This window comes from Rosettibacter sp. KY25 (assembly GCF_057554405.1).
The window spans coordinates 1-13801 of the sequence record NZ_BAAJAO010000036.1; the positions used below are offsets into that span (position 1 = coordinate 1).

10 protein-coding genes are annotated in these 13801 nt (G+C 30.5%); 1 reads left to right on the top strand and 9 read right to left on the bottom strand.

The features are described 5' to 3' along the window. A partial coding sequence (locus tag AC27L2_RS13215; protein WP_487212235.1) for a dipeptidyl-peptidase 3 family protein occupies positions 1-1190 on the bottom strand: 1190 nt, incomplete at its 3' end. Between the two features lie 257 nt (positions 1191-1447). Further along, on the bottom strand, positions 1448-2677 hold the full coding sequence (locus AC27L2_RS13220; RefSeq protein WP_487212236.1) for an ATP-binding protein: 1230 nt from the start codon (positions 2675-2677) through the stop codon (positions 1448-1450). A 77-nt stretch (positions 2678-2754) separates the two neighbouring features. Between AC27L2_RS13220 and AC27L2_RS13225 the strand changes: the two genes are divergently transcribed. Next, complete coding sequence (locus AC27L2_RS13225) at positions 2755-3090, top strand: arsenate reductase family protein (RefSeq protein WP_487212237.1); 336 nt, start codon at positions 2755-2757, stop codon at positions 3088-3090. On the opposite strand, the gene AC27L2_RS13230 is transcribed toward AC27L2_RS13225, so the two are convergent. The 7 genes from AC27L2_RS13230 to AC27L2_RS13260 form a co-directional block, all read right to left on the bottom strand. Continuing rightward, positions 3083-3706 carry an HAD family hydrolase gene (locus AC27L2_RS13230; protein ID WP_487212238.1) on the bottom strand — a complete coding sequence of 208 codons (624 nt, stop codon included), beginning with the start codon at positions 3704-3706 and terminating at the stop codon, positions 3083-3085. The two genes, AC27L2_RS13225 and AC27L2_RS13230, sit on opposite strands and share 8 nt — an antisense overlap. Positions 3707-3805: 99 nt before the next feature. Next, complete coding sequence (locus AC27L2_RS13235; RefSeq protein ID WP_487212239.1) at positions 3806-5872, bottom strand: insulinase family protein; 2067 nt, start codon at positions 5870-5872, stop codon at positions 3806-3808. 46 nt (positions 5873-5918) lie between these two features. After that, complete coding sequence (locus AC27L2_RS13240) at positions 5919-7244, bottom strand: M16 family metallopeptidase (protein WP_487212240.1); 1326 nt, start codon at positions 7242-7244, stop codon at positions 5919-5921. 388 nt (positions 7245-7632) lie between these two features. Beyond that, entirely contained in the window at positions 7633-9045 is a 1413-nt protein-coding gene (locus AC27L2_RS13245) for a glycine--tRNA ligase (protein WP_487212243.1), read from the bottom strand. A gap of 303 nt (positions 9046-9348) precedes the next feature. Then, complete coding sequence (locus AC27L2_RS13250; RefSeq protein WP_487212244.1) at positions 9349-11304, bottom strand: tetratricopeptide repeat-containing sensor histidine kinase; 1956 nt, start codon at positions 11302-11304, stop codon at positions 9349-9351. Positions 11305-11363: 59 nt separating this feature from the next. After that, positions 11364-12797 carry a pyridoxal phosphate-dependent decarboxylase family protein gene (locus AC27L2_RS13255; RefSeq protein WP_487212241.1) on the bottom strand — a complete coding sequence of 478 codons (1434 nt, stop codon included), beginning with the start codon at positions 12795-12797 and terminating at the stop codon, positions 11364-11366. A 1-nt stretch (position 12798) separates the two neighbouring features. Next, complete coding sequence (locus tag AC27L2_RS13260) at positions 12799-13641, bottom strand: alpha/beta hydrolase family protein (protein WP_487212242.1); 843 nt, start codon at positions 13639-13641, stop codon at positions 12799-12801. Between the last annotated feature and the right edge of the window lie 160 nt (positions 13642-13801).

Here is a 13801-nt window from a genome sequence, read left to right on the forward strand (position 1 = left end):
ATCCATTCTGCATTTGGCAAATTAATTCCAATTGGAGTAGAAGGAGAAGCATCGCCCGATTCTACAACAACAGTAATTACTTTTGCTGATATTCCTTTTACATTTTTCTTTTTGTGTTCAGGCATTATTGGTGAATTATCTTCAAACCACTGTGCATTATCGCTGATTGCTTTTATTCTTTTTGTTGCTTCAAAATCTTTGATAGAAACAACTGATTCAAACGAACCTCTGAATCCAAGCGGGTCATTATAAGTTTCGATATATCCATTAATCACATCAATAACAGATGAAGTATCTTTAAGCCATTCGATATTGTATTCATCCCATTTTTTTAAATCGCCTGTTTCATAATATTCAATCAATAATTTCAAAGCTTTTCTTTGCTGTTCATTTTCTGCAACTTCAACAGCTTTTTTGAGCCAGTAAACAATTTTTTGAATTGCTGCATCATACATTCCATTTAATTTCCAGTAATGTTCATAAATTTTTCCATTTTCTTTCACAAGTTTTGAATTCAACCCATAAGAAATTGGATGTGGGTCTTTCGGATTAATAATTTTCTTGTAATAATTTTCTACTTCTTTTTGTGTAAGATTTTCATAAAAATTAACTGCAGAAGTTTTTATTAAATCAAATTTAGGATCTTGATTAACTTTGATTGCATCAACATTTGGGTCGAATAAAATTGGTTCTAACTTTGCTATCAAATCTTCAATTGATTCATTTTCTTTAAGAGGAAATTCTTTTTGATCAGAATTCTTTATCAGTTCTGCAAAATATTCCTTAGAAAATTCCGGCAGAAATTTTTTATTGGAATAATGATGATGTATGCCATTTGAAAACCAGACTCTTTTGGTATAAACCATAAATTTTTGAAAATCAGGAGTTGTTCTGTCTCCTTTATATGATTTCACAATTGCTTCAAGAGTTTTTCTTATCAGAAGATTGTGTTTATAATTTTGGTCCCAAAATATATCTCTTCCATACAATGCTGCTTGATAGAGATAATAGACTAATTTCTTTTGCTGCAGTGTAAGATTTTCAAATCCATCAACTTTGTATCGCTGAATTCTTAAATCTGCAAATTGTTCAGTTACATACTTGAAATCATCTTTTCTTTCTTGATTTGCACAGCTCATGATTAAAAGTCCCGTAATTGTTAGATAAAATAATTTCTTAATGAAATGCATATATGCCTCAAAAAATTTTTTAATGCTCAAAAATATGATTATCCATAGTGCTTTACAATTTATTAAATAATAAATTCTCAAATTACATTTGAAAAAAAATAATATTATAAAGAAGGATAATAAATACAAAAGAGATGTAATGGAATTGCATTAAAAAATTAATAAGAAACTAACTTTTATAATTTTTGGAGCTTAATAAATGTGTTTACTTAAAAAATTTTATAACTTCTTATAATTGCCATACATATGGACTAAAATTATTCTTCATCCAAAACAAATTTCAAAAAATTAGATTTGTTAATTAGTTGAACTTTGGTATCAGGATATGAACTTTCCCATGCTTTAGGAATTTTATAACTGGCTGTATCCGACCATTTTATTTCATAACCATAAATTTTGCCATTAGTCTCTTCTATAAAATCAATTTCTTGTCCGTCATATGTCCGCCAGAAGTAGTATTCAATAAATTCTTGTTTATGTGCATTTATTTTCATTCTTTCCATAATAACAAAATTTTCAAATAAAGCACCAACATCATTTCTATCTTCCAGAGGATTGAAGTGTGATATAATTGCATTGCGTATTCCTACATCATAAAAATAATATTTTGACTTGCTCGTTATCTCTTTTCTTAAATTTCTGCTGAGTGCACCAATTCTTTTTATAACAAAACCTTTTTCAAGAATATCAAGATAACGATCTACAGTTTTAACATCCATACCAATTTGAGTTGCTAATTCATTTAACGAAACTTCGCTGCCAATTTGAAAAGAAAGCAACTTCAATAAATCGTAAATCTGTCTTGTTCCTTTTATTCTTTCCAAGTTTAAAACATCTTTGAGTAAATAAGAATCAACAAGCTCTTTCAAAAATTCTACTTTTTCTTTTTTGTTTTTGGTTATAATTATTTCGGGATACATACCATAAATCAAAAATTCTTCAAGCTTATCTTTTAATTCCTGTTTATTATATTCCGAGCGAAGTTCTTTAAGCGAAAATGGATAAAGTATGAATGTACGTTTTCTGCCTGTTAATGGTTCACCAACTTTTTGCTGCAAATCGAATGACGATGAACCAGTTGCAATTATTTTTAAATCTGGATTATTGTCAACAAGTATTTTTAGCCCCATCCCAATATTTTTGATATACTGTGCTTCATCAATTGCAATAAGGTCGTAACCTTCAGCATACTCCAGAATCAGGTTAAAGTCCTGTGAATCAAAAATTCTCTGAATCCGAATATTATCCCCTGAATCAAGGCGATATTTAAGTTTTGTTTTAGAAAGAAAATCCTTTAACAGTGTAGTCTTACCTACTCTTCTTGCCCCATAAATGATTAATACCTTTTGAGGCTTGAGAAGTTTTCCGATTTGTAGTAATCTTGGAATCATAAAATTTCTATAAAAATTTGGATTGTCACTCCATAAATTTACAGTAATTTGTGGGAAGTTAAAACAATTTTTAATATCAAATTGAATATCATACAAATTATGTTCTCAGCAAGAATAAATTTATTTTTTTAGTTTTCATTTAGTTCAAAAAAAATTATAAGGAATTTATTAAAATGAATATTCAAATAATTGGAACAAAGAGCTGCAATGATACACGAAAAGCAGAAAGATTCTTTAAGGAACGACGAATTCAATATCACTTCAGAGATTTAACCGAAAAAGGATTAACAAAAGGAGAACTTGAAAATATTAAAGCAAAAATTCCTCTTGAAGATTTAATCAATCGAGAAGGAAAACAATTCAAGAAAAGAAATCTTCAGTTTATGGTTTTTGACATTGAAGAAGAATTATTAAATGACCCGCTTTTGATTAAAACTCCAATAGTTCGTAATGGAAAAGAAGTTACGATTGGATATCAACCTGATATCTGGAAAACATGGCTCAGCTAATTCCATCAAGAAAAATATTTCTGTTTCTTAATTCTTCAACAAGTAACTCATAATTTTGAAAATGTATTCCATCCCAGCCGCACCTTTTTGCACCTTCAATGTATTCAGGAACATCATCAATAAATAAATGCTCATGAGATGGTTTTTGTGTGTATGATTCAACAGCTCTGTAAATTTTTTCTTCCGGCTTAACTGCTCCAACTTTATGAGATAAAAATATTTTATCGAAATAATTCAAAAATTCATAATGACCATATCCAAATTCTTCATGAATTTCATTTGTATTTGACAGAAGAAGAACTTGATAATTCTTTTTAAGTTCCGGAATTAATGCTATTACTTTCTCATTCATTGTAAAAATATCAGAATAAATTTTACAAAAATCATTTTCAGAAACTTTATGTTCCAGCCAATCGAGCATGGTTTCTATAAATTCTTTTCGAGTTATTTTACCTCGTTCAAAATTTCGATGATATTCATAATTCTCGCTGTAAAGTCTTGCAAATTTATCTCCAAGACCTTCACTTATCGAGTTCAGCTTATTAACAACTTTCGAATAATCAAATGGTATTAAAACATTACCAAGGTCAAACACTATTATAGAATACTTTGACATATCACCTCTTAGAATTAAAATTACTACACAAAAATAAAAAAAGAGGTCATTCCAAAATAATCCATTAACTTTTGGATTTTGAAATGACCTCTCAAAAAATTATTTCACTTCAAAAAGTGAATCTGGAAGATTTGTATTTACTTCGATTGAAGAAACATTTAATTCAATAGACTGTGGACCAAAACTTTGAACGAACTTGAATGGATATTTCAGTCCCTGCACATCTCTGTAATCACTTAAATCCATTGTTTGAGCAAAACTTCCTTGAGGTGTTGTAACATTGCTTATGGTTCTGACAAGAAGTCCAGATTCAACATCATAATATTGAGTTGTTTTCTTTCCAGAAGATGAAGTTAAAACAACTTTGTATGCATCTTTTCCATTAATTGATTCAATTCCTACAAGTTCAGGTTTCAATCCATATTTTGAATAATCAAGAGGAGCATCAAGTGCCTGCTCTTTCAATGATTCTATCTGCTCATCATTAAGGTCTTGAGATTGTCCCATCACTTCAACTCTTCCTTTTTCTCCATCAAAAATAGTTTTTTGTTGAAATACACCTGCATCAATTACCTGCATTAACTTATTAGGATATTTTTGAGAAATTGTAACACTAATATTCATTCCTTGTGTTGAGCCAGTTAATTTTATTACTCTGTCCTTTATCTTCAATAAATTTTCTTTGCCGCCAATTACTTCAATATATTTATTAATCACTTGGTCAACTGTTAATCCTGCAGGTAGTTTTTTTAATGACGGGTCATATTGATTACCAAATGCGTCATAATATTCAATTTTACCTGTAATGCTAAAGTTTACAAGATTTTTTGAAATCTCTTCACCATTACCAACTATAAGAATGTAAGCATTATTTGGTTTAATATATTTTTTTGCTGTTTCAAGAACATCATCGGCTGTAACAGCAGAAAGATTTTTCAAATAATTTTTATAATAATCTTTTGGAAGATTAAACCTTGCAGTGTTGATTGCAAATCTTGCAATTGTAGCTGGGTTTTCGAGACTTCTAATAAATTCTCCTGCCAAATAATTTTTTGCTTTTTCAAGTTCTTGTTCGGATACTTTTTCGCTTCGAATTCTTTTCATTTCTTTGAGCATTTCAGTAATTGCGCTGTCGGTAACACTGTTACGAACCTGAGCAAAAGCAAAGAAACTTCCAATTATCGGATCAGCTTTCAATTGTGAATAAGAACCATAAGTATAACCTTTCGATTCTCTGAGATTCATGAATAATCTGCCTGTTGCACTTCCGCCAAGAATTAAATTTGTAACAGCAGCTTTAATTTCATCATCGCTTCCAATTTTTAATTCTGCTGGATAACAAATTGCAATTACTGATTGAACCGAGCTGGGACGGTCAACTAGACAAACTTTATTTAGCAAAGGTGGTTTTGGTGTTTCATAAGAATTTTTTGGGATTTCTTTTTTTTCCCATTTTCCAAAATATTTTTGAATCAATGCTTTAGCTTTTTCTTTATTGATATCTCCAACAACTGCAAGATATGCTGCATTTGGTTTGAAATATGTTTCATAATAATTTTTGCACATATCAAGTGTAATTGAATTTACAGATTCTTCTGTTTCTGGTTCACCGTAAGGATGATTTTTCCCAAACATTAAAACAGAACTTACTCTTCTTGCAATAGAATTAGGTTCATCTTTCGATACGGCAATGGAAGAAAGCATCTGCTTTTTAATTTTATCAAGTTCTTCTTGTTTGAAGTTTGCATTCAAAATTATATCGGACATAATTTCAAGAATTTTTTCTTTATGCTTTTCAAGACCACTTGCAGTAATTCCATTTGGTGAAGTAGATAATTCTGCTCCAATAAAATCAATTTCTTCATCGATTTGGTCTTTTGTTCTTGTTTTTGTGCCGGTTCTCAATAATTCACCAGCAGCTGTAACATATCCAACATGTTCTTTTTCAAGAACCGGGTCAATATCAATAAACAAATTAAAAGTTACTCTTGGCAGTTTATGATTTTCAACCACAAAAACTTTTAATCCGTTTGGCAGTTCGAATGATTCATAATCTCCAATTTTAACTTCTGGAGCTGGAGCAGGTTGAGGGCGTTTTGACCTATCAAGCTGTGCATATAATGGCACTGCAATTATTAATGCTGTCAATAAAATTTTCTTAATCATTTTTCAAAACTCCTTTTGTTCCACATAAAATTTTTTATTTATTCAATTACTTTTTCTCGAGTGATTTCGGTAAATAATATAGAACCACTCTGTTTTCATTTCTCAAATATTTGTTTGCAACTCTTTTAATATCTTCACGAGTTACTTTCATATATCTTTGAATTTCTGTGTTAATCAAATTTGCATCACCATAATAGACAAAATAATTTGCAAGGTCTTCTGCAATTCCAATCATAGTTGAATTTCTTTTCACGAAATCACTTTCAATTTGGTTTCTAACTTTTTGAAATTCATAATTGCTTATCAATTCTTTTTTTACTTTTTCAATCTCTTTTTGAATCGAAGCTTCTAAATCTTCAGCGGTTACACCAACATTAGCAAGTCCATAAACTATAAACAAACCAGGGTCCTCCATTGGAATTGGTATCGAACCAACAGCAAGTGCCTTTTGCTGCTTATCTTTAATTTCTTTTTGAAGTCTTGAACTTTCACCGCCTGAAAGAACAGTAGTTAAAATGCTCAAAGCATAAAAATCAGGTGTTCCCTGCTTTGGCATATGATAACCAAAAACAACCATTGGCAGCTGAACATTATCATAAACAACTTCTCTAACTTCTTTTGTTTGTTCTGGTTCAACAATATTCGGGCGTGTAATTTCTTGTGTTCCTTTTGGAATTTCACCAAAATATTTTTGAACTAATTCTTTTGTTTTTTCAATGTCAATATCTCCGGCAATACTAAGAGTAGCATTTTGAGGAACATAATATTTTTTGTAGAAAGCAATAAATTCATCAAGCTTTGCCTGATCAATATATTGAACCTGACCAATTGGAGTCCATCTATATGGATGAACTTTATAGGCATTACTAAAAAGTTTTTCAATCAATGAGCCATAAGGCTGATTTTCATATCGCTGTTTTCTTTCTTCTTTTACAACTTTCCTTTGTGTTTCAACACCAATGCTGTCAATTTTGAGATGGAGCATTCTTTCTGATTCCATGTACAAGCCAAGTTCTAATTGATTTGAAGGAAGAATTTCGTAATAAAAAGTTCTATCGAATGAAGTATTAGCATTTAGTTCTCCTCCGGCAGCTTCAATAATTTTAAAATATTCGCCGCGGGGAATATTTGGCGAGCCTTCGAACATCAGATGTTCAAAGAAATGAGCAAATCCTGTTCTTTCAGGATCTTCATTTTTGCTTCCGACATGATATAAAACTGATATTGCAACAATTGGTGTTGAATTATCCTGATGTAAAATTACATTCAGCCCATTATCAAGTTTATATTGCACAAAATTAATTTTTCTCGGTTGAGCTGAAGTAAAAACAAAACTAAAAATCAGCAATAAGAATAATAGCCTGCTTTTCATTTAGTTTACCCCTTAATTTGTGTGACTATTTAGTTGTGTAAATATGCTTAATAGTTTCAAAATTTATTAAAAAATTTTTTGCCCTTCGAAGTAAGTTAACTTTGTTAAAAACTATTGAATTCCCTTTCGGATTACTGAATAACTTTAATAATTATTTCTACATTAATCTTGCTATAAGAATTATAAAATGTTTTGGGACTCAACAAATTTTTACAAGTGTCAAAATGAAATTTCTTGTCAAAAACAAAATGAATTTCAGATATAGGTAATCAAATCCCCTAAGTTTATAAACAGGTTGAACTCACATACAATTTTTAAAAAAATATTCAACTATTAAAAAAATTGTGAGCAATAGCTCACGAATTTTCTTTCAATTACTCATTCAGAATTATCTCAATTTATCTAAAAGATAATTCAACAAATTACTGATTGATACACGAACTTGATTCATCGAATCGCGTTCACGAACTGTTACAGTTTCATCTTGCAGAGTTTGAGTATCAACAGTAATGCAGAATGGAGTTCCTGCTTCGTCCATTCTTCTGTAGCGGCGTCCAATTGCAGCTTTATCATCATAAAATATTTTCAGATGCGGTCTTAAATCAGCTTCAATTTTTTTAGCTACTTCCGGCATCCCATCTTTATTAACAAGCGGAAATATTGCAGCTTTGATTGGAGCTAATTTGGGATGAAATCTCAGAACACTTCTAAGTTCGCCATTAACTTCTTCTTCATAATAAGCATCAATTAAGAATGCCATAAATGAACGGCTTGCTCCTGCTGAAGTTTCAATTATATATGGAATGTATTTTTCTTTAGTTTCATCATCAAAATATAATTGTGATTTGCCGGAATATTGCTGATGACGACTCAAATCATAATCAGTTCTGTTATGAATTCCTTCAATTTCTCCCCAGCCGAATGGGAATTCATATTCAATATCTGTTGCTTCTTTTGCATAGTGAGCTAATTTATTTTGAGGGTGGTCGTGGAATCTAAGTTTTGTTGGTGTCATTCCGAGCGACTTATACCATTGAATTCTAATTTCTTTCCATTCATCATAATATTTTTTGTCGGTGCCTGGTTTAACAAAATACTGCATTTCCATCTGTTCGAATTCTCGAGTGCGGAAAAGAAAATTTTTTGTATTGATTTCATTTCTGAAAGCTTTACCTATTTGAGCAATTCCAAAAGGAAGTTTCTGTCTGCTTGAATTTGCAACATTAAGAAAATTGACATAAATACCTTGAGCTGTTTCGGGTCTTAAATAAATTATATTGCTTTCATCTTCTACAGGACCCAAAAAAGTTTTGAACATCAAATTAAATTTTCTTGGTTGTGTAAATGTGCCTTTATTACCGCATTGAGGACAATTTATAATATCGAGTAATTTTGAAGCAAGAGACTGATTTTCGAGAACAGCTGTAAATTTATCATCAAGTGAACCTTCCTGATCAAGCAAAGATGGGTCAAGTTCTTTTAGTGCTTTTTCTTTGTTTTTATCCGATATAAGTTCAGTTAAAGTATCCAGTCTGAATCTTGCTTTACATTGTTTACAGTCAATCATTGGGTCTGTAAAGTTTTCAACATGTCCGCTTGCTTCCCAAACTTTTGGATGCATCAGAATAGCAGCATCAAGTCCTTCAATATCTTCTCGATAAGTCATGGCTTTCCACCATTCTTCTTTAATATTTCTCAGAAGTTCAACTCCAAGCGGACCATAATCCCAGCAGCCGTTTAAGCCGCCGTAAATTTCACTTGACTGAAAAACAAATCCTCGTCGCTTTGCAAGCGATACGATTTTTTCTACTGTGTCGTTTTGTCCCTTTGCGATTTTACACCTCCAGCAATTTTTAGTGGCAAATATAAGAAAACGAAGTGGAAGTTAATAAATGAATTTAAGAAATTTTTTGAAGCACATTAAAAATTGAAATTGTCTATATCATCAATAAACAAGTTAGAAAATTTTTCTTGTGGGTAAATGTATTTTGAGGTTGCATCTCAATAGACAAGAAATTCCATTCTAAAAAATCTAACTAAATCTTATTAAAGAATTTTTTCACTATTTAATTTTTTTAGAAAAGTAAAGAAGGCAAAATTTGTTTCAAACATTATTTGCTGATGGGATAGTGAAAATGAATTTACTTCCTTTATTCAACTGACTTTCAACAAAAATTTTGCCGCCAAGTCTTTCAATAAAATCTTTGCAAAGAATTAACCCTAATCCAGTTCCAGCTTCGCCCGCAGTTCCACTTCTGCTTTTATTAATATCAAGTTCAAAAAGTTTATTCATTGTTTCGTTATCCATTCCAACACCATTATCTTCTACATATACTTTGATATAATTATTTTCTTTCTCAGCATTGATTAAAACTTTTCCTCCTTCATTTGAAAATTTAATTCCGTTTTGAATAAGATTTCTAAGAATTGTGTTCAGCATATTTTCATCAGCTTTGACTTTTAAATCTTCAGAAATATTTGTTTCGAGCAATACATTTTTTGTTTGTGCATATGAATTAAATATTGAAAAATTTTCCAACACTATTTCATAAAGACATAAATCTTTGATGTCAATTTCAAGTCTTCCGGTTTGTGAACGAGACCAGAGGAGTAAATTTTCAAGCAGATGAAAATTTTGTCTTGCAGCTTTTTCCATATTATTCAGATAAATTAATTTTTCTTCGTCAGTCAAAGATTCATAATTATCTTTCAGTAAACTCAAATACCCAAAAAGAACATTAAAAGGAATTCTCAAATCATGAGCTATGATTCTAAAAAGTGTGTCCTTCATTGAATTAAGACTTTTCAATTTTTCATTTGCAATTTTTTTTGTGATGTATCGGCTGTAAGTAATAACAGAAATCAAAAGAATCAAAAGAGTAATTATGATAAAATAATCTCTCTGTCGTTCTGCAAGTTCAATATCTTTTTGAAGAATTTCATTTTCCTTTTCTGTTTTTTCTGCTTTATATATTGATTCCATTGTTTTTACAATCGAGATATTCCTCTGATTAAATAATGAATCCTGTAAAGCATTATATCTCTGACTGTAATAAAATGCATTTTTATAATCATTAATTATTTCACTGAATTTAATCCATTGCTTGTAACTTTCAAGAATTATGTAAGCTGCTTTTAAATTCTTAGCTGATTGCTTTGCACGATTTAAAAATTCTTTTGCTTCATTAATTTTGTTTAATTCTGCATAAATAATTGCAAGCCGATTCAAATTGTTTACCAGACCTTCAACATAATTTAGTTCTTGAGAAAGATTAAGTGCTTGTGTATGGAAATAAAGAGCTTTGTTATAATCATTTTTTAATTTGTAAATGTTCCCGATTCCACTCCATACAGATGCTAATCCTCTTTTGTCTTTTAATTTCTTGTATTTTGATTCAGCAAGTTGATAATAGTTCATGGCATTCTTTAAGTCATGTTTAGCAGAATAAACTTCTGCAATGAGTGTTAGTGTGAGGGCTATTCCAGATTCATCTTTAATTTCTTCTCTAATTTTTAATGTATTCATTAAATATTCTAATGCACTATCGTTATCTCCCTGATTTTTATATATCAATCCAATATTAATTGAACAAAAAGCAATTCCTTCTTTATGATTAAACTTTTCAAAAATTTTTATTGCTTTCAAAATATATTCTAATGCAAGTGGATTATTGCCTTGAAGTCGATAAATCCCACCAATATTGTTATAAGAATATGCTATTTGAATTGAATCCTTTGATTCAATTGCAAGATTTAATGCATCATTGTAGAGATATAAAGCTTTTTCGTGTTCTCCCAGATTGCGATAAACTACTCCAAGAAGATTAAGGGCTTCTGACTGCAAATTTTTATTTCCAATTTTTTTTGCTTTTTGAATTGCTTTATCGCCGCATTGAATTGCAAACTTTGGATTGCTGTTTCTATTCTGCCAGCAATTTTTGATAAGAATTCTTATTTGAGTTGTTTCCGGTAAATTAGAATTTGCTTTGAGCAGACTATCAAAATTTATCTGACCATTCAGCAAAGGAATATTTAACAATAAAAGAAATATAAAACTCATCAAAAAAAGCCCTCTCTCAATTTCTAAAAAATTTCTATGCAAAGATACAAATAATGAAGTTATAATAAACTAAATTTTTCTTTAATTAAGTCCCATGCTTGTTGAACGTGACGTTCTTCTTGTCGAATTCCTGAAACAACAAGTCGTAATGTAAATTTATTATTCAACTTTGTGTGAGTCAGAAATAATTTTCCAGTAGAATTTATTTCATTCATAAGTTCTTCATTCAAGTAATTAATTGAATCTTCATTCATGCCATTTTTAACTGCTCTAAAACAGACTGTGCTGAAAGGAACGGGTGCAAGTCTTTCAAAATTGGGATGTTCATCAATCCAGCCGGCAAATAATTTTGCAAGACGAATATGTTCTCGAATTCTTTCTCTTAAACCTTCAACTCCAAAATATCGAATGACAAACCAGAGTTTTAATGCACGAAATCTTCTACCGAGTTGAATTCCATAATCCATTAGATTATCAACTAAAGAATCTTCTCCAGTTTTAAGATATTCAGGCACAAGTGAAAATGCTCTTTTCAAAATTTCGGGTTTGCGTGTATAAAATACACTCAAATCAATTGGAACGAAAAGCCATTTATGAGGATTTGTTACAATTGAATCTGCTTTTTCAATTCCTTTAAAATAATTTTTTAGTTCAGGAAGCATTGCAGCTGAACCTGCATAAGCAGCATCAACATGAAGCCATAAATTATATTTTTCACAAATTTCAGCTATTTCATCAACAGGGTCTACACTTGTTGTTGAAGTAGTTCCAACAGTAGCAACTACACAAAAAGGAATTATTCCATTTTTCAAATCATTTTTGATTGCAGCTTCAAGTTCCGATGGAATCATTCTAAATTCTGAATCTGCAGAAATTTTTCTAACTCCTTCCAAACCAATTCCCAGTGTAACAGCAGCTTTTTCAATTGATGAATGAGCTTGTTCAGAACAATAAAGCCGCAGTTTTGGTAAATCAAATAAGCCTTTGTTTCTAATGTTCAGATTAAGATTTTCACGTGCTGCAGCAATCCCATGAAGTGAACTGACTGATGCTGTATCATAAATAATTCCCTTAAATTCAGCCGGGATATTGAGCATTTTTTTATACCAGTTTAAAACAACTTCTTCAAGTTCTGTTAATGCTGGAGAAGATTTCCATACCATTCCATTTGAATTGAGTGTTGAACTAACTATATCGGCAAGAATTCCAGGTCCGCTTGCTGTTGAAGCAAAGTAAGCCATAAAGTTTGGATGCTGCCAGTGTGTAACTCCAGGTAAAATTATTTCATTAATATCGTTAATAATTCTTTCAAAATTTTCTCCTTCAAATGGAGGTTCATCAGGGAGTTTCGATTTAATATCACCTGGTTTGATATTTGGCAGAACAGGATATTCTTCAATATTATTCAGATAATCAGCTGCCCAATCAATTAAACTATATCCTGCATTTTTAAATTCATCTGCCGGCATATCGCATAAATTTTTCTCTTTCATTTTAATACTCAATTTTTGATAACCAATTAGAAATTATTCTTGCAAGTTGAATTCGTTTATCCAGAAATGAATGCCCACACTCAAGAATATATTCTTCAAAATTTTCGGGATTCATCAAACTAAGTGATGTAACCAATGGCAGATGATGAATTTCAAGCGGAGCAGTTGTATCATACTGGGCACCAATGAGCAAAAGATTTTTTAATGATAACTTGCTTACATAATTCAACAAATTCCATTCATTTTTATTTGCAATAAGTTCATCTAATAAATTTTCTGCGCTTGTATTTTTAACAAAAAAAATTGCTCCTTTAATTTTTTCAACACCTTGCTGATAAATTTCCTTGTTCAATTCCAGAATTTCACCAAAAGCACCAGAATTAAAGCCTGCAATTGACACAACATTTTTAATTTCATCATGAAAAGCTGAATAATACAGAGCAGCAAATCCACCCATGCTGTATCCAATCAAAATTATTTTATTGCTGTCAACTCTGAATTTCTCTTTTGATTCATTTGTCTTTATAAATTTTATTGCTGCATCAAGGTCTTCGATTAAATTTTTCCATGAGAAATTGCCCCCGCTTCCCCAACATCCTCTATAGTGAAAAATCAGAACATTAAATCCTTGTCTTCTAAAAACATGTGCTAAATCCAAATTTGTCTCGTTGCCAGGAAAGCCATGCAATAAAATTATTATGGGATGCAATCCTTCATTTGAAGCAAGAAGCATTGTTCCTAAAACTTTATCCCCATTACTTTCAAAAACCACAGGCACCATTGACGATGGAAATTCTCTATTGACATAAATTGGGTCATTTGTTACCGGGTCAAATGAATTCATATTGTTCTTTTTTTATTGTTGTATAAAAATAAACATAAATAAGGTTTATAAAAAATTGACTTATCTGAATCCGTTATTTATGAAGTAAATTTCAAAAACCTTATTCTTATTTTAAGAATTTATTCATAATTGAATTCAAATAATGTTTTAATTAGAATCT